This window comes from Sphingopyxis sp. Root154 (genome assembly GCF_001427105.1).
Classification (GTDB): Bacteria; Pseudomonadota; Alphaproteobacteria; order Sphingomonadales; family Sphingomonadaceae; genus Sphingopyxis.
Genome location: NZ_LMGI01000002.1, coordinates 192,189 through 217,359, shown reverse-complemented (window position 1 = coordinate 217,359; position 25,171 = coordinate 192,189). Strand labels below are relative to the sequence as shown.

General features: G+C 65.2%; 31 protein-coding genes. 12 read left to right on the top strand and 19 right to left on the bottom strand.

Annotated elements, in window-relative coordinates:
* Positions 1 to 21: 21 nt before the first annotated feature.
* The 9 genes from ASD73_RS06705 to ASD73_RS06665 form a co-directional block, all read right to left on the bottom strand.
* Positions 22 to 468, bottom strand: a complete 447-nt coding sequence (locus tag ASD73_RS06705) for a hypothetical protein (RefSeq protein WP_052187219.1) — start codon at positions 466 to 468, stop codon at positions 22 to 24.
* 61 nt (positions 469 to 529) lie between these two features.
* On the bottom strand, positions 530 to 1,258 hold the full coding sequence (gloB, locus tag ASD73_RS06700) for a hydroxyacylglutathione hydrolase (protein WP_056370878.1): 729 nt from the start codon (positions 1,256 to 1,258) through the stop codon (positions 530 to 532).
* Positions 1,259 to 1,326: 68 nt separating this feature from the next.
* Complete coding sequence (locus tag ASD73_RS06695; RefSeq protein ID WP_056370877.1) at positions 1,327 to 1,734, bottom strand: VOC family protein; 408 nt, start codon at positions 1,732 to 1,734, stop codon at positions 1,327 to 1,329.
* Between the two features lie 10 nt (positions 1,735 to 1,744).
* Positions 1,745 to 2,182 carry a VOC family protein gene (locus tag ASD73_RS06690; RefSeq protein WP_056370875.1) on the bottom strand — a complete coding sequence of 146 codons (438 nt, stop codon included), beginning with the start codon at positions 2,180 to 2,182 and terminating at the stop codon, positions 1,745 to 1,747.
* 9 nt (positions 2,183 to 2,191) lie between these two features.
* Positions 2,192 to 2,629 carry an acyl-CoA thioesterase gene (locus ASD73_RS06685; RefSeq protein WP_056370873.1) on the bottom strand — a complete coding sequence of 146 codons (438 nt, stop codon included), beginning with the start codon at positions 2,627 to 2,629 and terminating at the stop codon, positions 2,192 to 2,194.
* Positions 2,630 to 2,638: 9 nt separating this feature from the next.
* Positions 2,639 to 3,403, bottom strand: coding sequence for an alpha/beta hydrolase (locus tag ASD73_RS06680; RefSeq protein WP_056373296.1), 765 nt, complete (start codon positions 3,401 to 3,403; stop codon positions 2,639 to 2,641).
* Positions 3,400 to 3,654 (bottom strand): DUF6356 family protein, encoded by a 255-nt coding sequence (locus ASD73_RS06675; RefSeq protein ID WP_037511175.1) that lies wholly within the window; start codon positions 3,652 to 3,654, stop codon positions 3,400 to 3,402. The genes ASD73_RS06680 and ASD73_RS06675 overlap by 4 nt, the downstream gene beginning before the upstream one ends.
* Before the next feature lie 70 nt (positions 3,655 to 3,724).
* Positions 3,725 to 4,105: a VOC family protein gene (locus ASD73_RS06670; protein ID WP_056370870.1), complete on the bottom strand. Its 381-nt coding sequence runs from the start codon at positions 4,103 to 4,105 to the stop codon at positions 3,725 to 3,727.
* Complete coding sequence (locus ASD73_RS06665; protein ID WP_056370869.1) at positions 4,102 to 4,524, bottom strand: MerC family mercury resistance protein; 423 nt, start codon at positions 4,522 to 4,524, stop codon at positions 4,102 to 4,104. The genes ASD73_RS06670 and ASD73_RS06665 overlap by 4 nt, the downstream gene beginning before the upstream one ends.
* A 146-nt stretch (positions 4,525 to 4,670) precedes the next feature.
* On the opposite strand from ASD73_RS06665, the gene thrS reads away from it, so the two are divergent.
* The 5 genes from thrS to ASD73_RS06640 all read left to right on the top strand — a co-directional run bounded on the left by thrS (position 4,671) and on the right by ASD73_RS06640 (position 10,265).
* Complete coding sequence (gene thrS / locus ASD73_RS06660) at positions 4,671 to 6,674, top strand: threonine--tRNA ligase (RefSeq protein ID WP_056370868.1); 2,004 nt, start codon at positions 4,671 to 4,673, stop codon at positions 6,672 to 6,674.
* A gap of 2 nt (positions 6,675 to 6,676) precedes the next feature.
* Entirely contained in the window at positions 6,677 to 7,525 is an 849-nt protein-coding gene (locus ASD73_RS06655) for a metallophosphoesterase (protein ID WP_056370866.1), read from the top strand.
* On the top strand, positions 7,522 to 8,220 hold the full coding sequence (locus ASD73_RS06650) for a helix-turn-helix domain-containing protein (RefSeq protein WP_056370865.1): 699 nt from the start codon (positions 7,522 to 7,524) through the stop codon (positions 8,218 to 8,220). The genes ASD73_RS06655 and ASD73_RS06650 overlap by 4 nt, the downstream gene beginning before the upstream one ends.
* Before the next feature lie 9 nt (positions 8,221 to 8,229).
* Positions 8,230 to 9,381 (top strand): hypothetical protein, encoded by a 1,152-nt coding sequence (locus ASD73_RS06645; protein WP_056370863.1) that lies wholly within the window; start codon positions 8,230 to 8,232, stop codon positions 9,379 to 9,381.
* A 122-nt stretch (positions 9,382 to 9,503) separates the two neighbouring features.
* Entirely contained in the window at positions 9,504 to 10,265 is a 762-nt protein-coding gene (locus ASD73_RS06640; RefSeq protein WP_056370861.1) for a sulfite exporter TauE/SafE family protein, read from the top strand.
* Here ASD73_RS06640 and ASD73_RS06635 read toward each other — a convergent pair.
* Positions 10,262 to 12,763, bottom strand: a complete 2,502-nt coding sequence (locus ASD73_RS06635) for an ABC transporter permease (RefSeq protein WP_056370858.1) — start codon at positions 12,761 to 12,763, stop codon at positions 10,262 to 10,264. The two genes, ASD73_RS06640 and ASD73_RS06635, sit on opposite strands and share 4 nt — an antisense overlap.
* Complete coding sequence (locus ASD73_RS06630) at positions 12,764 to 13,435, bottom strand: ABC transporter ATP-binding protein (protein ID WP_235534220.1); 672 nt, start codon at positions 13,433 to 13,435, stop codon at positions 12,764 to 12,766.
* 47 nt (positions 13,436 to 13,482) lie between these two features.
* On the opposite strand from ASD73_RS06630, the gene ASD73_RS06625 reads away from it, so the two are divergent.
* The gene (locus ASD73_RS06625; RefSeq protein WP_056370854.1) at positions 13,483 to 14,196 is read left to right on the top strand and encodes an arylesterase; all 714 of its coding nucleotides are present in this window, start codon (positions 13,483 to 13,485) and stop codon (positions 14,194 to 14,196) included.
* 91 nt (positions 14,197 to 14,287) lie between these two features.
* Here ASD73_RS06625 and ASD73_RS06620 read toward each other — a convergent pair whose 3' ends face one another.
* The 3 genes from ASD73_RS06620 to ASD73_RS06610 all read right to left on the bottom strand — a co-directional run bounded on the left by ASD73_RS06620 (position 14,288) and on the right by ASD73_RS06610 (position 17,033).
* Positions 14,288 to 14,740 (bottom strand): outer membrane protein, encoded by a 453-nt coding sequence (locus ASD73_RS06620; RefSeq protein WP_056370853.1) that lies wholly within the window; start codon positions 14,738 to 14,740, stop codon positions 14,288 to 14,290.
* A 223-nt stretch (positions 14,741 to 14,963) separates the two neighbouring features.
* Positions 14,964 to 16,208, bottom strand: coding sequence for a 23S rRNA (adenine(2503)-C(2))-methyltransferase RlmN (gene rlmN / locus ASD73_RS06615; protein ID WP_056370851.1), 1,245 nt, complete (start codon positions 16,206 to 16,208; stop codon positions 14,964 to 14,966).
* A gap of 81 nt (positions 16,209 to 16,289) precedes the next feature.
* Positions 16,290 to 17,033 (bottom strand): SDR family oxidoreductase, encoded by a 744-nt coding sequence (locus ASD73_RS06610; protein WP_056370849.1) that lies wholly within the window; start codon positions 17,031 to 17,033, stop codon positions 16,290 to 16,292.
* A gap of 112 nt (positions 17,034 to 17,145) precedes the next feature.
* Here ASD73_RS06610 and ASD73_RS06605 point away from each other — a divergent pair, with 112 nt between their 5' ends.
* From ASD73_RS06605 to ASD73_RS23525, 3 genes are all read left to right on the top strand, one after another.
* Positions 17,146 to 17,538: a winged helix-turn-helix transcriptional regulator gene (locus tag ASD73_RS06605; protein WP_056370847.1), complete on the top strand. Its 393-nt coding sequence runs from the start codon at positions 17,146 to 17,148 to the stop codon at positions 17,536 to 17,538.
* A gap of 71 nt (positions 17,539 to 17,609) precedes the next feature.
* Positions 17,610 to 18,110, top strand: coding sequence for a DUF3885 domain-containing protein (locus ASD73_RS23155; protein ID WP_443027973.1), 501 nt, complete (start codon positions 17,610 to 17,612; stop codon positions 18,108 to 18,110).
* Positions 18,111 to 18,120: 10 nt separating this feature from the next.
* Positions 18,121 to 18,231, top strand: coding sequence for a DUF3885 domain-containing protein (locus tag ASD73_RS23525; protein WP_082521412.1), 111 nt, complete (start codon positions 18,121 to 18,123; stop codon positions 18,229 to 18,231).
* A gap of 153 nt (positions 18,232 to 18,384) precedes the next feature.
* Here the strand turns inward: ASD73_RS23525 and ASD73_RS06595 are convergent, their stop codons facing one another.
* Positions 18,385 to 18,714: a UrcA family protein gene (locus tag ASD73_RS06595; RefSeq protein WP_056370843.1), complete on the bottom strand. Its 330-nt coding sequence runs from the start codon at positions 18,712 to 18,714 to the stop codon at positions 18,385 to 18,387.
* A gap of 151 nt (positions 18,715 to 18,865) precedes the next feature.
* Here ASD73_RS06595 and ASD73_RS06590 point away from each other — a divergent pair, with 151 nt between their 5' ends.
* Complete coding sequence (locus tag ASD73_RS06590; RefSeq protein ID WP_056370841.1) at positions 18,866 to 19,747, top strand: LysR family transcriptional regulator; 882 nt, start codon at positions 18,866 to 18,868, stop codon at positions 19,745 to 19,747.
* On the opposite strand, the gene ASD73_RS06585 is transcribed toward ASD73_RS06590, so the two are convergent.
* The gene (locus tag ASD73_RS06585) at positions 19,744 to 20,436 is read right to left on the bottom strand and encodes an aspartate/glutamate racemase family protein (RefSeq protein WP_056370838.1); all 693 of its coding nucleotides are present in this window, start codon (positions 20,434 to 20,436) and stop codon (positions 19,744 to 19,746) included. The two genes, ASD73_RS06590 and ASD73_RS06585, sit on opposite strands and share 4 nt — an antisense overlap.
* A 232-nt stretch (positions 20,437 to 20,668) precedes the next feature.
* A complete protein-coding gene (locus ASD73_RS06580; RefSeq protein WP_056373294.1) occupies positions 20,669 to 21,166 on the bottom strand; it encodes a hypothetical protein in 498 nt (165 codons plus the stop codon).
* A 170-nt stretch (positions 21,167 to 21,336) separates the two neighbouring features.
* Here ASD73_RS06580 and dnaN point away from each other — a divergent pair, with 170 nt between their 5' ends.
* Positions 21,337 to 22,452 carry a DNA polymerase III subunit beta gene (dnaN, locus tag ASD73_RS06575; RefSeq protein WP_056370836.1) on the top strand — a complete coding sequence of 372 codons (1,116 nt, stop codon included), beginning with the start codon at positions 21,337 to 21,339 and terminating at the stop codon, positions 22,450 to 22,452.
* A gap of 52 nt (positions 22,453 to 22,504) precedes the next feature.
* On the opposite strand, the gene ASD73_RS06570 is transcribed toward dnaN, so the two are convergent.
* Complete coding sequence (locus ASD73_RS06570) at positions 22,505 to 23,848, bottom strand: PQQ-dependent sugar dehydrogenase (RefSeq protein WP_056370834.1); 1,344 nt, start codon at positions 23,846 to 23,848, stop codon at positions 22,505 to 22,507.
* Positions 23,849 to 24,022: 174 nt separating this feature from the next.
* Here ASD73_RS06570 and ASD73_RS06565 point away from each other — a divergent pair, with 174 nt between their 5' ends.
* Entirely contained in the window at positions 24,023 to 24,238 is a 216-nt protein-coding gene (locus ASD73_RS06565) for a hypothetical protein (protein WP_056370831.1), read from the top strand.
* Between the two features lie 4 nt (positions 24,239 to 24,242).
* On the opposite strand, the gene argC is transcribed toward ASD73_RS06565, so the two are convergent.
* Positions 24,243 to 25,169, bottom strand: a complete 927-nt coding sequence (argC, locus tag ASD73_RS06560) for an N-acetyl-gamma-glutamyl-phosphate reductase (protein ID WP_056370829.1) — start codon at positions 25,167 to 25,169, stop codon at positions 24,243 to 24,245.
* Between the last annotated feature and the right edge of the window lie 2 nt (positions 25,170 to 25,171).

The window sequence follows — 25,171 nt, the reverse complement described above, 5'->3', positions numbered from 1 at the left end:
GCCTACGACTGAACCCAAGGCTCAGCCTTTGTCCCCCGCCGGTTTGCGATAGGGGACGAATTCGCCAAAAACACATGTCGGACCGCGGATTCCGCTCGACCGGTCGACCAGGTGGAAGAAATCGCCTTCGCAGGTCGACGACCCGAACTGGCGTACCACCATGATGTCGCTGTCACGGGCAAGACCCGGGCAACTACTCTTCAAGTCATTACGATATACCAGATTGCCACCGGAACGATAGAGCAAGATGCTGTCCGACACGCGGATCGTATCATTACTTCGGTAATTCGGAAGACAGCGGACCGGTTCACCCGGAACCTTGCCCGCGAGCTGCTTGTCGAGCCGTTCGGCCTGTTTTGGCGTGAGCGCGGCGGCGCCGGGCTCGCCCGAACCGGCGGGCGCACAGCTTGCGACCAGCGGCGCGGCCGCGGTCAACAGCGCGGCAGCCATCAGGTTCAGCTTCGCCATGAATATGCTCCTTGAGATCGGCCACTATGGCCGGGACAGATGAATGGGCGCTGAAGCGGCATCATGCCGCATCCTTGAGCGCGCGGATACGGCCGAGTTCGGCCGCGCTCGGCGCGCGCAAAAAAGGGTTGGTCGCGCGCTCTTCGCCGATGCTCGTCGGCACCGTCGCTTCGCCGGCCGCGCGCGCGGACTCGACCGCGGCGAGCCGCTTGGCCAGCGCTGCATTCTCGGGCTCGACTGTCACCGCGAAGCGCGCGTTCGACAGCGTATATTCGTGCGCGCAGTACACGCGCGTCGCATCGTCGAGCGTGCCGAGTTTCTGCATGTTTGCGAACATCTGTTCGGCGGTGCCTTCGAACAATCGGCCGCAGCCCATCGCGAACATCGTGTCGCCGACGAAGATCGCGGCGTCGCTCGCGAAATGATAGGCGATATGCCCCGCGGTATGCGCGGGCACGTCCCAGACGTCGGCGACATGCTCGCCAAGTTGCACGCGGTCGCCGCCCTTTACCTGCACGTCGAGCGTCGGGATGCGCGAATATTCGGCCGCGGGGCCGGTGATCGTACAGCCGGTTGCTTCCTTGATCGCGGCGTTGCCGCCGGTGTGGTCGGGATGCCAGTGGGTGTTCCAGATGTCCGTGATCGTCCAGCCGCGTTCCGCTGCCGCCGCCAACACGGGCTCGGCGACCGCGGGATCGACCACCATCGTCGCCTTGCTATCCGGATCATGGACCAGCCAGACATAATTGTCGCTGAGGACGGGAATACGGACGATGTCCAGCGCAGCCATGATAACTCCTTTCCAGCGTCTCGCTCCTTCAAGACGGAGCGGCGGCGCCGGGACCTTGATCCGCCTGCTCAGGTCAGAAGGGCGTCATAGCCCTGCTCGTTGAACTCGATCAGGCAGAATCCGTTGCCGAACGGATCGGCGAACATCGCCTGTCTGCCATAGGGCAGGTCCAATGTCTCGCCCTCCTGTGTCGCGCCGGCGGCCAAGGCCTGCGCGACCGCGTCGTCGAGGTTCGAGACGGAAAAATCGGGATGCACCGGTGTCCAGTGCCGGTTGTAGCGGCGGAAATCGCTGCCGCGGGGGCCGAGCGCCGACCCCGCGGGCTTGGCGATCAGATAGATGGGCGCCTCGCACCCGGTCAGCTCGACGATGTCGTCGTCGAACCGCCGGGCTGCGGGCAGTCCCAGCGCATTTGTGTAGAAACGCTCTCCAGCGGCGAGGTCGGGCACGTCGATGTTGATCAACAGGCCCGGCATCGCGCGGCTCCTACCAGCTGCCGGTGTTGGGCATCGAGGCCCAGGGTTCGGCGGGGTCGAGCGTGCCTTCCTGCAGCAGCTCGACCGAAATGCCATCGGGCGAGCGCACGAACGCCATATGCCCGTCGCGCGGCGGACGGTTGATCGTCACCCCGGCGTCCATCAGCCGCTGGCACGTCGCGTAAATATCATCGACGCGGTACGCGAGGTGGCCGAAATTGCGGCCGCCGCCGTATTCCTCGGGTGGGCTGCCGTCTTGAGGTGGCCAATTATAGGTCAGCTCGACCTCGGCCACGTCGCCTTGCCCGGGGGCGGCGAGGAAGATCAGCGTGAAGCGGCCGCCCTCATTGTCGAAACGGCGCGTTTCCTCCAGCCCGATCAGCTTGAAGAAATCGACGGTGGCGTCGGGATCCGACACGCGGATCATCGTGTGAAGATATTTTGTCATGGCGCTATATTAGGCGCGAAGGGCGCGCGCTTCAAACGCTTCGAACAGGAATAGGAATTCGTCGGGCACCGGCGCGGGTGCGCCCTGCGCCTCGGCGACATGGACATAGATCAGCTGTCCGTCGGCGCGCAGATCGTCTTTCCCCGCGCCGTGCAGTTCGAACAAATAGGTCATCGAGCTGGTGCCGACGCGCGAAGCACGCACGCAAATGTCGATTTCCTCGTCGAGCAGGATCGGCGCGCGATAATTGACCTCGGCGCGCGCGACGTGGAATTCGGGGCTGCTGTGCGCCGGCCAATGGTCGTAGACGCCGACGCCGCGCCAATATTCGGTGATCCCGATGTCGAAATATTCGAGGTAGCGGCTGTTGAACACCACCGCCTGCGCGTCGATCTCGGCATAGCGGACGCGCTTCTTGACGCTGAATTTGAAGTCGCTGCGAGCCATGATATCCCTCTAATGTGTCGCGAGCCGTGCGACGGTGTCGATCAGCAGCGCGATATCGGTCTCGCGCGACAGGCGGTGGTCGCCGCCTTTGACCAGCGTCACTTGCACATCCGCGCTCGCGAGCGCCGCCGACAGGCGCAGGCTGATATCGGACGGCACATCGCCATCCTCCTCGCCGTGGAGCAGGCGCACGGGGCAGATAAGGGGAATTTCTGTATCGAGCAGCCGGTTCGCCTCGCCCGACTGGAAAAAGCCGCGCGTCGTCACATAGGGCTGGTCGCTGTACGGCGTCTCCTCGACCAGCGCGCCCTCGGCAAGGATGATCGCTTTCTCGGCGTCGCTGAAACCCCAGTCGGTGAAATCGGGCGCCGCGGCGATCCCGACGAGCCCCGCCACTCGGCCCGGACCATCGCGCTGCACCAGCGCCAAGGCGGTGAGCAGCATCAGCCACCCGCCCATCGACGATCCGGTGATGACCACCGGCCCCTCGGCCTTCGCGTCGACCAAGTCGAGCACATCGCCGCGCCAGTCGAGCAGCGTTTGCTCCGCGAACAGCCCGTCCGACAGCCCGCATCCGGCATAATCGAGCAACAGGCACGCCTGACCCTCCGCCGCCGCCCAGTCGAACAGCGCGGTCGCCTTGCCGCCCGTCATGTCGGACATATAGCCCGGCAGGAAAATGATCGTCGGCCCGGTGCCGGCTGTATAGCGGTAGGCGAGCCGCGGGCGGCCCGAACGGTCGAGATAATCGGGCGCGGTGTCCACCGGGATCAGATGACCCAGTCGATCGTGCTCATCTGCATCACGGCCTGTCCCTTGGCGCGCCGCTTTTCGACCATGATGTGGTTCAGCCGCTGGATCGTGTCGCTGCCCGTGGTGATGCACCAGCCGGGGACGACCGCGTGAACGAGCGCACACAGGCCGCCATAGATCATCGTGACGCCGAATTTCGACGCGACGCCGAAATGCTCGATGTAATTCTCATCGACGCTCTTCGGATGGTCGACGAATAGGCGCTTGAACATGGGGAAGGCTCCTTTCCGGCTGGCCGTCGCCGTAGCGGTGGATGGTGAGTCTCGCAAGGGCAGCTAGGGGTCAGCCGATCAACCGGCTCGGCCAGCCGATACGGACCAGCGTTTCGTCGGGATCGGATAGCGCGAATTCATACATGCCCCACGGCTTGTGCGTCGGCGCCTTTTCGCGTTCGAGGATTGCATCGCGCACGATCTCGGCCAATTCCGCGACGCGCTCGGTGTAGAGGTACAGCCCGAACGGATTCTGCCCCGGCACCAGCCATCCTTCGGGCGACTCGTTCGTCAGATGAAGCTGCCAGCCCCTGCCATCCTCGAGCAGGCGATAGCTGCCATGGTCGCCGACGACCGACAGGCCGAGCTTTTCATAGAACGCGGTGCTGGCATCGAGGTCGGTGCACGGCAGGATCGCGGCGATGCTGTGGAGCGGCGGGGTGTCGGTCATGCGGGCAGCTTATGCCCACCGCCGCGGTGACGCCAGCGCCAGTTGACGAGATGCGCGGCGGCAAGCGTCAGCGCGCCGACGGAGGTCAACAGGCGGTCGGCCGCCTCGGGATCGGCGACGGCGATCCACCCCTCGTGCGCCGACAGTCCAAGCGCGAGCAGGCCCAGCCCGGCGGTCGCGAGCACCGCGGGCACGATCCGCCGATGCCGCCGCCAACCATCGCGCATCGCGATCATGGCAGCGGGCAAGGCCAGCAGCAGGATCGCAGCATGCACCCCCTCGGGCAGCGCGATCCAGCGGCTGAGCGCGGGGGCGAGCAGGAGGAGGAGTGGCAGGGCAAGGCAATGGATCAGGCAGGTGAACGACAGGACGATCCCCGTCAGGTCGGCGAGGCGCGGGCGCGCGGCGGGGAGGCACATGTTCTATCTTTCGCAGGAGGGGTTCCGGCGCCAGATAAGGATACATTATCTCATTGCAAGCCTTGTTGTGAATCCGCCCCTTGCCGCCCATATCGCATGCTGGCAAAGGGGCGCCGCACTTTTGCGCAAGAAAGGCCGATTTTTCGATGTCCGACATGATCCGCGTCACCCTTCCCGATGGCTCTGCCCGTGAAGTCGTGCGCGGCACTACCGCGTTGCAGATCGCGGCCGACATCGGACCCGGCCTTGCCAAGGCCGCGCTCGCGGCAAAGATCGACGGCGAACTGCGCGATATCATGCGCCCGCTGGAGGAAGACACGAACCTGTCGCTCGTGACGAGCCGCGACGAGGCCGACGCGCTCGAGCTCTTCCGCCACGACTATGCGCATGTCCTCGCGGAAGCGGTGCAGAATCTGTTCCCCGGCACGCAGATCACCTTCGGCCCTTCGACGGGCGACGGCTTCTATTACGACTTTGCGCCCGCCGCCGATCGCGGCCCGTTCCGCGACGACGAGCTGCCGCTGATCGAGGAGGAGATGCGCAAGATCATCGCCGCCGACCTGCCGCTGACGCGCGAAGTGTGGGAGCGCGACAAGCTCATCGCCAAATGGGCGGCCGAGGGCGAGAGTTTCAAGGCCGAATGGGCCGCCGAACTGCCGCAGGGCGAAGAACTCACCGTCTATCGCAGCGGCGAAGGCTGGATGGACATGTGCCGCGGCCCGCACTTGGCCTCGACGGGCAAGCTCGACCCCGCCGCGTTCAAGCTGACGCGCGTGTCGGGCGCCTATTGGCGTGGCGACCAGAAGAACGCGCAACTGTCGCGCATCTATGGCACCGGCTGGCTCAACAAGAAACAGCTCGCCGAACATCTCGTCCGGCTGGAGGAGGCCGCGAAGCGCGACCATCGCAAGATCGGCCGCGAAATGGACCTGTTCCATCTGCAGGAAGAGGCGCATGGCAGCGTCTTCTGGCACCCCAAGGGTTACCGGATCTACCGCGAGCTCGAGGCCTATATGCGCCGCGCGATCGACGGTTCGGGCTATCAGGAGGTCAAGACCCCGCAGGTGATGGACGCACGCCAGTGGGAGCAGTCGGGCCACTGGGGCAAATATCGCGAGAATATGTTCGTCATCCCCGACGAGGTGCCGAACATCGAGGATGACGGTCCGATCGTCTCCGACGGCGCCGAGTGGATGGCATTGAAGCCGATGAACTGCCCAGCGCACGTCCTGATCTTCCGTCAGGGGATGAAGTCGTACCGCGACCTGCCGCTGCGCATGGCCGAAATGGGCTGCTGCCACCGCAACGAGCCGCACGGCGCGCTGCACGGGATCATGCGCGTGCGCCAGTTCACGCAGGATGACGGCCATATCTTCTGCCGCGAGGACCAGATCGTCGAGGAAGTGCGCGATTTCTGCGCGCTGCTCGACCGCGTCTACAAGCAGCTCGGGTTCGAGAAATATGCGGTGAAGCTCGCACTGCGCCCCGACATGCGCTTCGGCACCGAAGACATGTGGGACAAGGCCGAGGCCGAGCTGCGCGAAGCCGTCGAACGCGCGGGCATGGCGAACGACGATTATGGCTGGGAAGAACTGCCGGGCGAGGGCGCTTTCTATGCGCCAAAGCTTGAATTCCACCTGACCGACGCGATCGGCCGCACCTGGCAGTGCGGGACGATCCAGTCCGACCGCGTGATGCCCGAGCGCCTCGACGCCAGCTACATCGGCGAGGATGGCGAGCGCCACCGCCCGGTGATGCTCCACCGCGCGATCCTCGGCACCTATGAACGCTTCATCGGCATTTTGATCGAGCATTTCGCGGGCCGTTTCCCGACCTGGCTCGCGCCGGTGCAGGCGGTCGTCGCGACGATCGTGTCTGACGCCGACGATTACGCGAAGGATGCGGTGGCGCAGCTCGTCGCGGCGGGCATCCGCGCCGAAAGCGACGTGCGGAACGAAAAGATCAACTACAAGGTCCGTGAACACAGCCTTGCCAAAGTCCCCTACCTGCTGGTGGTCGGCAATCGCGAGGCCGAGGAAGGCACCGTCGCGATCCGCACGCTCGGGCAGGACGGCCAGCGCATCATGCCGCTCACCGAAGCGATCGCCATGTTGAAGGGTGAGGCGACCCCGCCGGATCTTCGCGATTGAACGTGAAGGCGCGGCGACGCTGGTTGCGCTGGGCAGCGCTGCTCGCGCTGCTCGGCGCCGGCCTGCTCGCCAGGGGCTATTGGAATGCGACGCGCGACCCGGTGATCCGCACCGCGACGGTCGCGGTTGCCGATTGGCCAGCGGGCCAGCCGCCGCTCAGGCTGCTGTTGCTGTCGGACATTCATGTTGCGGGCCCCGACATGCCGCCCGAACGGCTGACAAGGATCGTGGCGCGGCTAAACCGGCTGAAGCCCGACCTCGTGCTGATCGCGGGCGATCTCGTCAGCGAAAAGCGCAGCGCGACGCACATCTACTCCGCAGCCGAGGTGGTCGCACCGCTCGGCGGTCTCCGCGCGCCGCTGGGCGTCGTCGTCGCACCGGGCAATCACGATCATTGGTTCAGGCCCGATGCGCTGCGCGGCGAGATGGAGAAGCGTGGGCTTCGTGTGCTGCAGAATGCGGCTGTGAAGCTGGGCCCGTTGATCGTGGGGGGCGTCGATGACGATTATTCGGGGCATGACGATGTTCCGGCTACGCTTGCCGCAATGGACCGGCTTGGTCCGGGTGTGCCACTGCTGCTGACGCACAGTCCCGACATCGTCCCCGCAGTGAAGCGCCCGGTCGCGGCAATCTTCGCGGGGCATACGCATTGCGGCCAGATCCGCTTCCCTTTCATCGGCGCGCTCACCTATGTCTCGCGCTATGGGGATCGCTTTGCCTGCGGCGACATAAGCGATGGTGCGCAACGCATCTTCGTCGGCGCCGGGCTCGGCACCAGCCTTTTGCCGCTCCGTTTCCTGACGCCGCCCGATGCGTGGCTCGTCACCATCGGCCCGAACGCTGCAACATGAACGATCCGATTCCAATCGCGGGCGTTGGGCGCTATCCGGCGGGCGAATGCCTGCCGCGGCATCGCCATGTCCATGGCTATGTCGCGCTCGTACTCGGCGGCGATTATGAAGAATCGGGCGATCAGGGGCGCATCGCGGTGCGGCCGGGAACGGTCGTCGTGCACGGCGACTGGACCGCGCATCAGGACCGTTTTGGCGCGCGCGGGGCGCAGGTGCTCAATCTTCCGGTGGCAAAGGGATTCGCGCTGGGGGCGGGGCATATCGCCGACCCCGATACCGCCGCGCGCCTCGCCGAACGCGATCCGCAGGCGGCCGCCGACTATGTCCGCGATCATTTCCGCATGGGCGCGGCGCGGCGCGACGATTGGCCCGACCTGCTCGCCGCGGCGCTTACCGCCGATCCCGACATATTGCTCGCCGACTGGGCCGATCATATGGGGCTCAACCCCGCGTCGATCAGCCGCGGCTTCGCGCGCGCCTATGGCGTCAGCCCCAAACGCTTCCGGCTCGAGGCGCGGACGCGGCAGGCGCTCACTGCGCTCGATGCTTGGCAGGGCAGTCTCGCCGACCTCGCCGCCGACCAGGGGTTCGCCGATCAGGCGCATATGGCGCGGTCGATCGCCGCGATGACCGGCGACCCGCCGATCCTGCACCGGGCAAAGTCCGTTCAAGCCGGGCGCGTCGATCCCCGCTAAACCGGGTTCATGGATCGCCGCTTCTTCATTGCCGCCTCGCTCGGCACCGCCGCCCTCGCTGTTCCCACCATCGTTTCAGCGCAAAATCAGCGTCCGCCGATGCGCACGCAATGGAAGGTGCGCGCGTCCGAAGGCTTCGACGCGCTCGCCTTTCTGGGGCCGCTGGCGGGGGGAGAGCTTTATTTGCCCTATTACCAGACCGACGTCGACGCCTTCGCGCCGCGCCTTTCGGCTGCGGCGCGCGCCGAGATTCCGACGCTGTCGCGCGAGGCCAATGATGCGGGTTTCGGGCTGCTCGGCCCGGTCTTGTCGCTCATCTTTTCGGGCGACGACGACAGCAACCTCGACGCGCTGATCGCCGCCGCCGCCGCGCCCGAGACGCGCTTGCTTCCCGCCTATCGCGCGAGCAGCAATTGGAACGAAACGGATTGGGGCTGGTTCGCCGCGCATGCCCCGCGCGTGAAAGCGGTGCTCGAAGCGATGCGTAATGCGGGCTTCGCGGCCTTTCGCGCCGAGCGCATCGCCGCGCTCGAAGGACGGATCGTTCAGCTTCAGGCCGATCTGGGCGCCTATGATGTGATCCGCCTGCATGAAAAGCTGACCGGCCGGAACTTCGACCCCGAAATCGAAGTGGTGCTGCTGCAATTTTGCAAGCCGCACGGGATCAAGGTGCAGGGCCAGACCTTCCTCCAGGCCGCCGACTGGAACACCGCGATCACCGTGCGCAACGCGGGCCATGAAATGCTCCACCCGCCCGTGGTGATGGACGGCCCCGCGGCAAAGGCCGCGCTCGCCATCCTCGCCAAAGACCCGCTGATCCCGCGCGTCGTCGGCGACCATGACCCCAAATGGGGCTATACGACGCTCGAAGGCTTGCTGAACGAGGATCTGGCGCAGGCGCTCGACCAGCTGATCGCTGAGGCACTGGGGGTCGCGCGCAATCCCGCCGACCGTTGGCGCAAATCCGACGATGGCATCCATATTCTCGCCGGGGCCTTTTACGGGATGCTGCGTCAGGACAAGTGGATCGAAACCGGCGGATCGATCGAAACCTGGCTTGCCGACGCGGCAAAGACAGGACGCCTCGCACCGCAAAAATTGCACAGCATTGCGGCGCACGTGCTCGAACGCCCGGTCGACAAGCTTTGGCCGCTGGCTTGAACGGCGGGGGCTAGCCGCCCCGGCGTTCCTGCGGTATCGGCCGGGCGGTTCGATCCGCTGCCGGGGAAACAAGCGCTGCCCTTCCATCCCGCCTTCCGCCCGTCCGTCGTGGCGCACGCCGCTTGACCGGCCTGTCGCAGCTTGTCGGCATCGCGCCGCTGACGCTTGTGGGCGCGGCGGCGATGACCTTTGCCGCCGCCTATGTCCGCGGCCTCACCGGCTTTGGCATGGCGATCATCCTCGTGCCGCTCCTGGGCCTGATCATCGCACCCGGCGAGGCGGTGGTGCTTGGCATATTGCTGCAACTGCTGATCGGCCCGGTCGGGATCGGGATCATCATGGCCGACGCCGACCGCGCGACCGCGGTGCCGATCGCGCTGCTCGCGATGGCGACGACCCCGATCGGCATGGTCGCGCTCGATGCGACGACGCCCGACATTGCGCGGCTGCTGATTACCTTGGTCGCGGTCGGTGCCTTTGTCGCGGTGCTGCTGCCCAAGCAGCCCGAGGGACATCGCCCGGGGCGCGGCGCGATTGCGGGGACGGGGGTCGCATCGGGCATCCTCACCGGCTTTGCCGCGATGCCGGGGCCGCCGGTCGTGCCCTTTTACCTCCGCCGCCATCTCGAACCCAAGGTCGCGCGCGCGTCGATGCTGCTGATCTTCTTTGGCACCGCGATCGCGGGCACGCTCGCCGCGCTCTGGGTTGGCATCGCGACGTGGCGATTGTTCCTGCTCGCGGTGATCCTGTTCGTGCCGATGTGGCTGGGCAATTATGTCGGCGCGCGCCATTTCGGCCGTGTCCCGCCGCATGTCTGGCAGGCGATGGTCGCGATCGTCCTCGGCATCGCGGCGGTGTCGGCGGTGGTGCGGCTCTTGAACTAAAGGCTGCGTAGCGCCTGCGCGGGTTTCGCCGACAGCAAAGGCCAGCTCCCCGCAATCCCGATCAGGAACGACAGCCCCGCCCCGCCGAGCAACGTCATCCCGACGACCAGCGGGTCGGGCGCGAAGTCGAAATCGAACAGTTGCGTCACGACATACCAGGCGCCCGCAAGGCCCAGGCCCAGTGCGAGCACCGCCAAAATACCCGCGAGCACCGCATATTCCATGCCCTGTGCGCCCAAAATCTGCCCGCGCGTCGCGCCGAGCAGCTTCAGGATCACGCTGTCGTAAACGCGCCGCTCGCGGCTCGCCGCGATCGCGCCGATCAGCACCGCGATCCCAGCAAGGATCGCGATGCTCGCCGCCGCGGCGATCGCCTGGCTCATCTGCGTCAGCAGCATCGTCACCTGTGACACGACATCACGCACCGCGATCAGCGAGGCCGACGGAAAGGCGCGCGGGATGCTGCGCGACAAAGCGGCTTCGGCCTCGGGGCCGACGGCGACCGTCGCGACCATATTATGCGGCGCCGCATCGAAAGTGCCGGGCGAAAAAACCAGCACATAGTTCAGCCCGAAATTGTCCCAGTTGACGGTGCGGAACGATGCAACCTTCGCCTGCACCTCGACCCCCAGCACATTGACCGACAGCGTGTCGCCGATCTTGAGCCCGAGGGATGTGGCGACTTCCTGCTCGACGCTGACCAATGGCGGCCCCTTATAATCGGCCGCCCACCATTGGCCGCCGACGAGCTCGCTGCCGTTGGGCAGCACCGGACTGTACGTCAGCCCGCGGTCGCCGCGCAGCACCCACGCGCCCTCGGGCAGCTCGGCGAGTTCGTCGACGCGCTGGCCGGCAAATTCGGTGACACTGCCGCGCAGCGCGGGGATCATGTTGATCTCGGCCTTGGGGTCGGCCTCCGTCACAATCGTTTGAAAGCGTGCAGTCTCGGTGCGCGGCACGTCGAGCACGAAGAAGCTCGGCGCGCGCTGCGGCACGGTCGACTGGATTTCGGCGGTGATGCTCGTCTGGATCGCCGCCAGCGTCACGAACAAGGTCAGGCCAAGCCCGAGCGCGACGACGAGCGCGCCGGTCGCAGCGCCGGGACGATGCAGGTTCGCGAGCGCGAGGCGGAAGAGCGGGCGCTTGGGGCGCGGCAGCCGGCTCGCGGTGCGCCGCACCAGCCAGCCGAGCCCGACGAGGATGAGCAGCAGCCCGATCGCCGCTCCGATGAACCCGAGCGCGAACAGCGGCTCGCGTGCGGTCCCGACCGCCAGCGCGATGATCGCCGCCAGCGCCGCCGCGACCGCGACGACCGTCTGCCGGTCGACCCGCGCCGCGCCGCTCACCGTCGCGCGGTAAAGCCCCGCGGCGGGAACGTGCCGCGTCGCCGCAAGCGGGGGCAGGGCAAAGGCGATGGCGATCAGCAGGCCGTAAGCTGCGCTGACTGCGAGCGGCAGCGGATAGATGGCAACGCCGGGTTTGACCGGCAGCACATCGCCTGCAATCGCGCCGATGATCGCGGGCGCAAGCGCGCCGACGATCAGGCCAGCGACGATCGATACCGCCGCGACGGCAAGAATCTGCAATCCATAGATACGCGCCACCGTGCCGCTGTCGGCGCCGAGCACTTTCAGCGTCGCAAGGCCGGGACGCTTGCCCGCAAGATAACTCGCGACGCCATTGCCGACGCCGATCCCCGCGATCACCAGCGCGGCGAGGCCGACGAGCGACAGGAATTGCCCCATGCGCTCGATGAAGCGCCGCGTCCCGGGCGCGCCGTTGCTGCTGTCGGTGATGTCCCAGCCCGCATCGGGGAATTCGGCGGTCAGCGCCTTGCCGACCGCTTCGGGGTTCGCACTGTCGGGCAAGCGGACGCGATATTTGCTCTCGTAAAGGCTGCCCGGCTGGATCAGCTGCGTCGCGGGCAGATCGGCCAGCCCGATGATCGCGACGGGGCCGAGCGTGAAGCCTTCGCCCAACCGGTCGGGCTCCTCGGCAATCACGCCGTCGATCAGGAAGCTTTTCTCGCCAAACTTCACGCGCTCGCCGACCTTGAGGCCCAGCCGCGAGACGAGATCCTTGCCGATCCAGATGCCGCCGGGCGGCGGCGGACCTTTGCGCGCGCCGCTCTCCAGCTGCATCGTGCCATAGAGCGGGTAGACGTCGTCGACCGCCTTCAGTTCGGACAGCAAAGCCTCGCCGTCGGGATCGTTCGCCATCGCGCGCAGCCGCACGGTGGCCGAGGGCGTGCCGACGCGGCGGAAACCCGTCATTTCTTCAGTGCTTGCTTCGCGCTGCGGCAGGCTGAACTCGACATCACCGCCGAGGATCGTCTGCCCGCGCACTTCAAGCTCGGACGTGATGCCGCGCGTCAGGCTGCCGATCGCGGCGAGCGTCGCGACGCCTAGGAACAGGCAAACCGCGAGCAGGCGAAGCCCGCGGATGCGCGTCGCAAGGTCGCGGCGCGCGATCCGCCAGAGCGTGGCGAGCGGCAGCACCTACGCCGCCCGCTCTTCGATTTTCCCGTCGTGCATCACGACCACGCGATCGCAATGCTCGGCGAGTTCGGGGTCGTGGGTGATGATGAGCAGCGTCGCGCCCAATGCGGCGCGGCGGGCGAAGATCAGGTCGATGATCGCCTGGCCGGTCGCGGTATCAAGATTGCCTGTCGGCTCGTCTGCAAAGATGATCGCGGGCGAGCTCGCCATCGCGCGCGCGATGGCGACGCGCTGCTGCTCGCCGCCCGACAATTGTGCGGGGTAGTGCGTCAGACGGTGGCCGAGACCGACGGCTTCGAGTTCGGCGGCGGCGCGCCCGAAGGGATCGGATATGCCCGCGAGTTCCAGCGGGACCGCGACATTTTCGAGCGCGGTCATGGTCGGAAGCAGGTGGAAGGCCTGCAAGACAATGCCGATCCGCCCGCGTCGCGCCCGCGCGAGGTCGTCCTCGTCCATCGTCGCAAAATCGAGCCCGGCGACGCGGATGCTGCCGCCGTTCGCGCGTTCGAGCCCGGCGAGCACCGCCATCAGCGAGCTTTTCCCCGACCCCGACGGTCCCAGCAGCGCGACCGATGCGCCCGCGGGAACCTCCAGATCGACGCCGCGCAAAATTTCGACAGGGGCCTTGTCGCTTCCAAGCGTCAGCGTCACATTATGGGCGGCGATCGCCACGTCGGGCGATTGTCGTTGGGCGTCGGGCAAGGAGAGGACCCTTTGAAATGAGAACGGCCGGATGGCGCTCTGCTCTTACATATGGTTGTGTCGCAATTCTTTGCCAACCACTCGCCGCATGCGGATCGGCAGAAAATCCATCTGCTTCGACGAACGACAAGGTCGCGACGAAAGCGTCGCCGGCGATTCCCGCCGACGCGCCGCTCGTGATCGCCTTCGGCGACAGCCTCTACGCGGGTTACCAGCTCGGGCCGAAGGAAGGGCTCGCACCGCAATTGCAGGCCGCACTCGCAGATGATGGCGTCGTCGCGCGCGTCCAGAATGCCGGCGTTTCGGGCGACACCACCGCCGCGGGGCGCCAGCGCCTGACCTATGTGCTCGACAATGCGAAGGCGAAGCCCGCGCTCGTCGTGCTCGGGCTCGGCGGCAACGACATGCTGCGCGGGATCGGCCCCGACCAGACGCGCGCCAATCTAGACGCCATGCTCGCGGAGCTTCGGAAGCGCGAAATCCCGGTCCTGCTCACCGGCATGATGGCCGCGCCCAATCTCGGCAGCGACTATGCTAAGCAGTTCAACCCCATCTATCGCGAGCTCGCGTCGAAATATGATGTGAGCTTCTATCCGTTCATCCTCGACAATGTCGTCACTGACAAGGCGCTGATGCTCGGCGACAATATGCATCCCAATGCCAGAGGCGTGACGGTCGTGGCGGAGGGGCTGGCGCCGCTGGTCGAACAGGCGCTGCCGACCGCGGGATGAGAATTCTCGCTGTCGCGTAACGACGGGGCAAATAAAAAGGGGCGACCCGATGGGCCGCCCCTCTCATTTCGTTTCGCTGGTTCCGAAACGATCAGAAAGCGAGGCCGACGCCGACCGCGAAGGTGTCGAAATCGCTGAAGTTCTCGATGAACTGGTGGCGATACTCGGCCTTGGCGTAAAGGTTCTGGCCCAGCTTGTGCTGGTAGCCGGCACCGACATAGGGATCGTCGATCTGACCGAAGGTGTAACCGGCGTTGGCATAGAGCTTGCCATTGGCGCCGACCTTGGCGCCCGCGCGGCCGCCGGCCGAGAACTGGACCTTGGCGCCGTCGATCAGCACCTTGTCGCCCGCGATTTCGGCACCCGCGAACGCGCTCGAGCCGAGGTCGAAATCATAGCCGGCCGCGGCGCCAAGCGTGGCGTCGTCGAGGCCGCTGCCCGTGACATAGCCGCCGCGCACTTCGACGCGGCCTTCGCCCTGGGCCATGGCGGGGGTTGCAACGATGGCCGTCAGGAGAGCGGCTGCAACTGCAAATTTCTTCATGTTTTTTTCCTTCTGCTTTTAATCGGTCACGCCCTTTGGGTCGCGACGCCCCCTAAATGGAGCTCGCGGCTGTCGCTGCAATGAACGGATCGTTCAGAATGTGACAATTTTCTTACCTGTGTTATTTTTACCACACAGTATAGAATAGGTATGCGGTCACAATCCCGCATATCCGCGGGTTTTTGACGCTTGTTGAGATGGAAAAAAGACGCTGTGGGCGTCTTTAGCCGAGCGCGGCCTGCTTTTCCTCGGCGATCCGGTCGAGTTCGGCGCGGGTCGGTTTGGTCGCCGCGCTCTTCAGCTGTCCGCACGCCGCCATGATGTCGCGCCCGCGCGGGGTGCGCACCGGCGCCGAAATCCCGGCCTTGAAAATCAGGTTGCTGAACGCGCGCACGCGCTCAGGCGACGAACATTCATACATCGCGCCGGGCCAGGGGTTGAAGGGGATCAGATTGACCTTCGCGTGAAGGCCATATTGCCTGATCAGCCGGACGAGCTCGCGCGCATCGTCGTCGCTGTCATTCTTGTCCTTCAGCATCACATATTCGAACGTGATGCGCCGCGAATTGCCTGCACCCGGATAATCGGCGCACGCTTTTAGCAGTTCGTCGATGCCGTATTTGCGGTTGAGCGGGACGATCTCGTCGCGCACTTCCTTCGACACCGCGTGGAGCGAGACCGCGAGGTTCACCCCGATCTCTTCGCCGGCGCGCGCCATCATCGGCACGACGCCGCTCGTCGACAGCGTGATACGGCGGCGCGACAGCGCAAGCCCGTCGCCGTCCATGACGATCTTGAGCGCGCCCTTGACCTCGTCGAAATTATACAGCGGCTCGCCCATACCCATCATCACGATGTTGGTCAGGATGCGGCCGTCGGCGGTGTAATTGCCGCCTTCTTCTTCGTCGTCGTCCTCGGGATCGGGGCCGAAGCCCGCCATCGTCCCCTTGGGCCATTCGCCGAGCTCGTCGCGCGCCAGCATCACCTGCCCGACGATCTCGCCCGCGGCGAGGTTGCGGACGAGGCGCATCGTACCCGTGTGGCAGAAACGGCAGTTGAGCGTGCAGCCGACCTGGCTCGACACGCACAAGGTTCCCCGATCGGCGTCGGGGATGAAGACCATTTCATATTCTTGGCCGTCGGCCGCGGCGAGCAGCCACTTGCGCGTGCCGTCGCTCGACACCTGCGCCTCGCGTACCGTCGGGCGGCCGATGATGAAACGGTCGGTCAGCCACGGGCGCATCGCCTTCGCGATGTCGGTCATCGCCTCGAAATCGGTGACGCCGCGGTGATACATCCAGTGCCAGATCTGCTTGGCGCGCAGCTTCGCAGCCTTGGCGTCGAGGCCGGCCTCAACCAGCACGCCGCCGATCGCGTCGCGCGTCAACCCGATCAGGTCGATGCGGTTGCCGCCGCGCAAGGGAACGGTGCCCGTCGTGACGGGGTCGATATGGCCGGGAATCTGCATGATGGGCGGCCATATAGGGGGGAAGCGGCAAAAGCGCAATTGCGCGTGATGTCCCCTCCCGCTTGCGGGAGGGGAGCATTGTTACAGCGACGCCAGCATCCCCAGCACCTGCGGAACCGTCCCGTTCGCCTCGGCATTGCGCAGCGGCAGGACATTCTGCACCAGGATTTCCTCGGGCGTCGGCTCGACCGCGAACAGCGCCATCACCTCGTCGGCGAAATCATCGAGCGGCATATAGCCCTCGCGCGTCGACTGGCCGGGGGTCAGGTCCGTGCGCACCGCGGGCGGCGCCAGCTCGATCACCTCGACCTTGCCGGCAAGCTGGATGCGCAGCGCGACCGAGTAACTGTGGATCGCCGCTTTCGTGGCCGAATAGGTCGGCGCCTTGGGGAAGGGGACGAACGCCAGCCCCGACGTCACATTGACGATCGCACTGTCCGCCTGCGCCGCCAGATGGTCGACCAGCGCATCGATCAGCCGGATCGGGCCGAGGATGTTGGTGACGACCGTCGCTTCGGCTTCAGTCAGGTCTCGTTTCGCGCTCGCATCCTCGGCATTCATGATGCCGGCATTATTGACCAGCACATTGAGGCCGGGGTGTTTGGCGACGATCTCTTTCGCAAAAGCCGCGATCGCTTCGGCATCGGTGACGTCGAGCGACATCGCCGACATGTTCGGCCGCCCCGCGATCGCCGCTTCCAGCTTCGCGGCATTGCGCCCGGTGACGATGACATTGTTGCCTGCGTCGTGCCAGCGCTGCGCGAGCGCCAGCCCGATGCCCGAACCCCCGCCGGTGACGAGGATGGTGTTGCTTGTGGTTTTCATGATTGCCTCCTTTGGGGTGGTGAGAAGGTCCAAATACGCCTATACTCTCCAAAAGAAAGAAGGCACCCAAAAGTGCTATAGTTACCAAAAAGAGAGATTTGGATTTTCCGCCATGCCCGCACCTGAAAAAATTTCGTACGATCCGAATGCGCCGGTCGACCCGCGCGTTGAAACGCTCGTCAACGAACTGATCGGCCGAGTCGCCGACAAATGGACCCTACTCGTTCTCGAGGAGTTGGAGGATCACGGAACCTGCCGCTTCACCGAATTGTCGCGCCGCGTTCCGGGCATCAGCCAGAAGATGCTGACGCAGACCTTGCGCCAGATGGAACGTGACGGACTACTCGTGCGAACAGTCCACCCGGTCGTCCCGCCCAAGGTCGAATATTGCCTGACCGACCTCGGCCACAGTCTCGGCGAAGCCTTTTGCGGCGTATGGGTATGGGCTGAAGCCAATCTGGAACAGGTCGCAAGGGCGCGGATGGCGTTCGACGCGCGGGGGTGAGGACAAGGCAAGTTCGCGTTGGCATGTTTCGACCGGTTGTGGACGTTCCATTCGTTCGATAAGTTTTGAAGATGACCTTATCTCTAGGACGTAATTGGCAACACGATTTATGGATTTCGCGATACCGGCTACGGTTTGAGCTTGATGATGGTGATTATATTGGGAGGTATGTGACCAGGTTCACAACGAGTTACGACCGTGCCCGAAAACTCGCACGCGCAGTGCTACCATCCGACAACGTCGTCGGAATCATCGGGGCCTTCCCCGACCCAAGCGTGGATTTGGACGCCGATCGCCTTGGCTGGACAACCGGGACTGGATTTGATCACCTTGCTAAATTGGGCGTCCCAACCGGTGCCGCTTTTGCCGAGTGGGAAGATTTTTGGTGGCCTGACGACGAAGACGACCCGGAAGCAAAGCGGTGGCTCCTTCGCGCTGTTTACCTGACTTGGGAGCAAGTCGACATTCTGCTGTGGAATCAGATCGCACAGGATTTAGGGGTGAAGCCAAGAGCACCAGTGTTCGCGAAGTTCGTCGATCTGGCGTGGGGGGGTAAGCGTGTATGCCTATGACGACCGGGGAATGGACGTCACCGCCCTCAACAAAAAGCCGTTGGAAGAGCTATACTTACAGTACGGTAGTTGGCTGCTTGACGATGATCGAGGCAGAATGGCGGCAATATTCGAAAGCTAGCGGGACGTCCGCTTTCCACCCCAAATTCGTTCTTCCGTCGCGAACAGGCCTTCCGGCCTTCGGGCGACTATCAGTCCAATAGCAAGCCGGGACCATGATCGTGCCCGAATCATGGCCCCGGCTTTGACGGGCCCTGCAACTTGGGTCCGCCGATCATTTGCGGATCGAGCTGACCTGGATGACCTGGTCGCGCGACGCATTGGCGACCACCACATCGGCCTGCGCCGAGGCGACGCTCCGCGTGTCGCGGCGGCACTGCCGCACATCATTCTTGCCCGCGATGTCGAAATCCGGAGCGGTGCCGCACACTTCGACGACGGCGCGCCAGATGCGACGGTCGAGCGCCTTGGTGCCGGCCTCGGTCCGAAGGTCGAGGTCGCGGTGCGTCACAGCGACGCTCGGGTTCGCAGGGGCGGTTTGCGCCGATACGGGCTGGCCGATCGATACGGCAGCGAGGGCGGCGAGGATCAGAAGCTTTTGCATCTTGAGTCTCCATCGGCCGGCTGGGGAGGAGGGGAGGAGCCGGTGGAGAACCAGATAATCGATCGCGCGGGGCGAAAGGAGCAACGATGTTGCCGGACCATTCTGCAAAATTGCAGAATGCCGCCAAGCCCATTATGACGCACAAGACATCATGTACGACTGGAACGACCTCAAAGCCTTTCTCGCGGTAGCGGAGACCGGTAGCACGCTATCGGCTGCGCAGGCGCTGCGCGTCAGCCAGACGACCGTCGCCCGGCGCATCGCCGCGCTCGAGGATGCAACGGGCGTCATTCTGTTCGAACGGCGGCAGGCGGGCTATGCGCTGACCCCGGTGGGCGAGGCGATGCTCGCGAGCGCGCTGGCGGTGCGCGACGCCGCCGACCGCTTCGGCGAGGCCGCGGGCGCACGCTCGCGCGATGCCGGCGGGACGGTCAGCCTGACGACGATGGAAATCTTCGCGGTGACGATCCTTCCGCCGATCCTGCGCGACCTTCGCGCCGCGCACCCCGGCATCCACATCCATCTCGATACGGCGGACGAACCGCGCGATCTGGCGGCGGGCGCCGCGGACATCGCGATCCGCAGCAGCAAGCAGCCGAACGGAGCGGGTCTCGTCGGGCGGCGCATCGCCGACAATCCGTGGACCGTCTATTGCAGCCGCGATTATGCCGACCTGCACGGCATCCCGCACAGCCGAGAGGAACTCGCCGCCCACCCCTTCATCGGCGGCGGCGGCTATGTCTGGGAACCCTATCAGGCGTGGCTGCGGCAATATGGGCTCGAGGAATCGGTGGTGATGAAATATGACACCGGCACCGGGCTGCTCGCCGGCGTGCGCTCGGGTATGGGGCTGACCATATTGCCCGCCTTCATCGCCGAGCACGAACCCGACCTGATCCGCTGCATCCCGCCCAAGAATGAAGACACGACCGGCCTGTGGCTCTTGACCCACGAACGGCTGCGCCATGTCCCGCGCGTCCGTCTCGTCCTCGATTTCCTTGCCGCCGAACTGACGAAGCTCGCGCGCAGCTAGCTAGCTATTGCCGCAGCCACGGCCGCATCGACGTGCAGCGCCAGCGTATCGAACAACGGCACCGCGCTATCCTCCGCGCTGACCAGCAGCATGATTTCGGTACAGCCAAGGACGATCGCCTCGGCACCGTTCGCGACCAGTGCGGCGATGATCCGCCGATATTCGGCCCGTGACGCGTCGCTAACCACGCCCTGCACCAGCTCGTCATAGATGATGCTGTGAACGATCGCGCGATCGGCGTCGTCGGGGATCAGCGCCTCGATCCCCGCCGCCGCCATGCGCGCTGTATAAAACGGCTTCTCCATCGTGAAGGCGGTGCCGAGCAGCCCGACGCGTGAAAAGCCCGCCGCCTGAATGGCCGCGATGGCGGGGTCGGCGATGTGGAGAAGCGGCACCGGTGTCGCTGCTTCGACCGCCTCGGCGCACAGGTGCATCGTATTCGCACAGATCAGGAGCAATTCGGCTCCCCCGGCCGTCAATGATCTGGCGGCGTCCGCCATCTGCCCGTCGAGCACTGCCCAGTCGCCGCTCGCCTGCAACTCGGCGATGGGTGCGAAATCGACCGACAACAGCAATATGCGTGCCGAATGCAGCCCGCCCAGCCGCGCCCGCACCCCTTCGTTGAGCAGCCGGTAATATTGGGCCGAACTTTCCCAGCTCAAACCGCCGATCAGGCCGATTGTCTTCATCGCGTCCGTCCGTTCCGAAATCGCTGTCCTACAATATTGCGCTGATCTAACCGGCCCGGCGATGGTGCGCGACACAGCTTTTTTTCCATTCCCGATACCTGTGCTCCCCGGCGAAAGCCGGGGTCCGGCTTGCTGCGGCGCATCGTAGGGGTCCCAGATCCAGTCCGGGATGACGGAGATTTGCGAATCGCGAGTGAAGTTGCGCAGAAATCCGCTAATTCCCCAAAGCGCCTCACCGCAGTTTCGCGCAACCCAGCGCGGCCGCATCGATCGCGGTCGCGGCGCCACGCAGTCGATAGGTGTCGGCGATCGCGCCGCCCGTTACGGTGCCGCTTTCGACGCTCATGCTCGGCGCCGATCGCATCGCTGCGACGATCGCCGCGTCCATCCGCGGGTCGCTGGCCCAGCCGTGCGCGCCGTTGCCGGTCAGGATGAAGCGGCGGCCGCCGATCGTCAGGCGTAACTCGCGCCCGGGCGCATGCTCTTTCGACAGGCGAACGTAAAATTGCCCGCGAATGCGCGACTTCGGCCAGTAACCGACGCTTGCATAGGCTTTGACCTTCGGCGTCCCGATCGTCGCCGACGGCGCGGCGAGGGCGTAGCAGCGCGGGGTCGCAGGATCACGAAACGCGCCCCAGCCATCGAAAATGCCGAGCGCGGTGGGGCTGGCGGCAAGCGCCACTGCGGGCATCGCCGCCGCTATCAGGAAAAGAGGGGCCCAGCGCCGCATCGCGCCTCGTTCGCGCGATTGGGGATGCTTTGCAAGCATGGCTTGCACGCCGCGATGCGTACGTTAAGGAAGGTGGACATTTTCAGGGGCCAGAATCGGGGTACGAATCGCCTCCGATGGTCTGTCCCTCAGGGACTTTTCCCGCGAAACACAGGGATGGCGGATTAAGAATGAAAGCGACGATCGAACGCGCAGTGTTGTTGAAAAGCCTCGGCCACGTCCAGTCGGTGGTCGAACGGCGTAACACGATCCCGATCCTCTCGAACGTGTTGATCGAAGCTGATGCGTCGGGCCAGCTCAAGCTGATGGCGACCGACCTCGATCTGCAAGTCGTCGAGACAATCGCGGCGAAGGTTGAAACACCGGGCACGACCACCGTGTCGGCGCACACGCTTTTCGAAATCGCGCGCAAGCTGCCCGAGGGCGCCGAGGTCAGCCTCGCCGCCGCCGAGGGCAAGATGCAGGTCAAGGCTGGCCGCTCGAACTTCAACCTGCCGACGCTGCCGCGCGACGATTTCCCGGTGATTGCCGAGGGCGACCTGCCGACCAATTTCGAGCTGCCCGTCGCCGAGCTGATCCAGATCATCGACAAGACCCGCTTCGCGATCTCGACCGAGGAAACGCGCTACTATCTCAACGGCATTTTCCTGCACGTTGCCGAGGATGCATCGGGTCCGGTGCTCAAGGCCGCGGCGACCGACGGCCACCGCCTCGCACGCTACACCGTCACGCGTCCCGAGGGCGCCTCGTCGATGCCCGACGTCATCGTGCCGCGCAAATGCGTCACCGAAATCCGCAAGCTGCTCGACGAGGCCGAAGGCAATGTCGAAATCAGCCTGTCGGCGAGCAAGGTCCGCTTCCAGCTCGGTAACGCGATCCTGACCTCGAAGCTGATCGACGGGACCTTCCCCGACTACAGCCGCGTCATCCCGACCGCGAACGACAAGTTGCTCAAGGTCGATCCGAAGAGCCTGTATCAGGGCGTCGATCGCGTCTCGACGATCGCCAGCGAAAAGACCCGCGCGGTCAAGGTCGGGCTCGACAAGGACCGGATCACGCTGTCGGTCACCAGCCCCGAAAACGGCACCGCCGCCGAAGAGGTTGCGGCGGTTTACGACAGCGACGCGATGGAAATCGGCTTCAATGCCCGCTACCTCAGCGACATTCTCGGCCAGGTCGATGGCGACACTGTCGAACTGCACTTGGCCGACGCCAACGCCCCGACGCTGATCCGCGAAAGCGAAAAGAGCCCGGCGCTTTATGTACTGATGCCGATGCGGGTTTAATCACCCGCTAAAGCCCGAAACGAAAAAGGCCCCGCGCTTGCGGGGCCTTTTCTTATCCGGCCTTCGCGACCCGCCAGATCACGCCGCCAGTATCGTCGGCGACCAGCGCGCTGCCGTCCTTCGCGACTTTCACATCGGCCGGGCGGCCGCGGGTGGTCTTGCCGTCCTTGCCAAGGAACTGGTCGAGCAGCGTGACGGGCAGCGCGTCGACCGGCTTGCCGTTGGCACCGAACTTGACGAACACGACGCTGTAACCCGCGACGGGCTCGCGGTTCCACGACCCGTGCAGCGCGATCAGCGCGCCGTTCGCCCAGCGATCGCCAAGGTCGAGACCCTGGGTGAAAGTGAAGCCCAGCGGCGCGGTATGTGCTCCCAGCCCATATTCGGGGCGCTTGACATATTGGCGGCGATCCTCGGCCTCGGGCTCGACACGCGGATCGACGTAACCGCCCCAATAATACCAGGGCCAGCCATAGAAATCGCCTTCGGTGACGTCGCTCAGATAGTCGGGAACGAGGTCGCTGCCGAGCATGTCGCGCTCGTTGACGACGGTCCACAGCCGGTCGCTGCCGGGATAGAAATTGAGGCCCACCGGGTTCCGGATGCCCGCAGCGAAGGTGCGCATATATTTGTTCTCGGGCCGCACCTCGAGCACGCTGGCGCGGCGGAACTCGCGGTTCATGCCCGCTTCGCCGATATTCGAGTCGGCGCCGACGCCGATGTAGAGCCATCCGTTAGGTGCAACCGCGAGGCTCTTGGTCCAATGGCGGTTGGTGCCCTTCGCGGGCAGGTCGACGAGCTTGGCCGGCTTGCCGCTCATCTTCGTTTCGCCCGCCACATAGGGGAAAGCGAGCAGCGCGTCGGTGTTCGCGACATAGAGCGTGCTGCCGACGAGCGCCATGCCGTAAGGCGAATTGAGCCCCGTGATGTAAGCGGTCTTGACCTCGGCCTTGCCGTCGCCATCGGCATCGCGGAGCAGCGAGATACGGTTCGCCGACGGTTTCCGGCCCGTGCCGCCCTTGCCCATCAGATTCTTCATGACCGCGCCCTGCACGCCGCCATCCTTGCGCGGCGGGCTCTGCGATTCCGCCACCAATATGTCGCCGTTCGGAAGCACCAGCATCGTGCGCGGATGGTCGAGCCCTTCGGCAAAGCGCGCCACCGCCAGCCCCTGCGCGGCGCGCGGCGCCTGGCCCGCGGGCCAGCTCGTCGCCTCGGGCACATTCACCGTCGGGAAGCTCTCGGTCTTTTGCGATGCCATCACCGGCACGCGCCCGCTGAGCTCGGCGGTCGAGAAGCGCGCCACATCGGGTCGCGACATGACGTATAATGTGATGCCGCCGACGATCAGCAGCAGCAACAGGGCGAGGGCGGCATATTTCAGGATCTTGCGCATGGCGCCTGTCTACACGGGCAAAGCGCGGCGTCAAAGGGGCTTGAATCGGCACGCGAAGGGTTAACCGTCGGGGCTTTTGAATTAACCTTACCCAATTGTTCATCACGGTTGGGAACGGCGCGGTGAGGGGCGAGGCGTAGGAGGGCGCTCACCCTAAAACGGACCAGGAATTCGATGCACCTGCCAGCACCCTTTCTCACCGACCGCGCCGCGGTCGAGGATGCCCATGCGCTGATCAGCGTGCATGGCGAAGAAGCGGGCTTTGCTGCCGCGGCGCGCGCCGAACAGTATCGCGTGCTCGGCAACCATGTCCATTTCGCGCGCTGGCGCCAGATCGAGCGGCTCATCACCTATTTGTCGATCGAGGACATCCTCGACACGGTGCACTGAGCGACTAGATTCGCAGCCCCGCGGTTTCGGGTAATCCCGCCATGATGTTGAGATTCTGGACGCACGCGCCACTCGCGCCCTTGCCCAGATTGTCGAGCCGCGCGACGAGGCGCGCCTGGCTGGCATCGTTATTGGCAAAGACGAACAGCTCGATCCGGTCATCGCCCGCATCGGACGCGCGGAGGAGCATTTCGCCGTCCGCCGGCTTCTCGCCCATGACGACGATCGGGCTCGCGCCATAGAATTCGGCAAGCGCCGCGCGCAGCGCGTCGGGCGATGCAGCACCGGGCATGGCATTCAGCGGCAACGGAACCTCGACCACCATTCCACGATGCGCCGCGATCACGGCGGGCGAAAAAAGCGGGCCGATCGCAAGGCCGCACCGCGCCTGCATTTCGGGCACATGCTTGTGGCCCAGCGCCAGCGCATAGCCGCGCCATGCGATGTCGGGGTCTTGTTCGAAGCGCTCGATCAGCGCCTTGCCGCCGCCCGAATAGCCGCTGACCGCGTGGCAGATATAGGGCCAGTCGGCGGGAATCAGGCCCGCCTGCACGAGCGGAGCGACCAGCGCGATGAAGCCCGTCGAATAGCAGCCCGGGTTGGACACGCGCGCGGCTTCGGCGACAGCGTCGTGCCCGCTGACTTCGGGGAAGCCATAGACCCACCCCGGTGCGACACGATGCGCGGTCGACGCGTCGATGACCCGGGTGCGATCATTGCCGATCATCGCGACCGCCTCGCGCGCCGCATCGTCGGGAAGACAGAGGACGACGAAATCGGCGTCGTTCAGCGCCTCGCCCCGCGCCGCGGCATCCTTGCGGCGCGCATCGTCGAGCGTGATCAGCGTGAACTCGTCCCGACCCGCAAGGCGCTCGGCGATTTCGAGGCCCGTCGTACCCGCCGCGCCGTCGATGAAAACCGTTTTCGTCATAT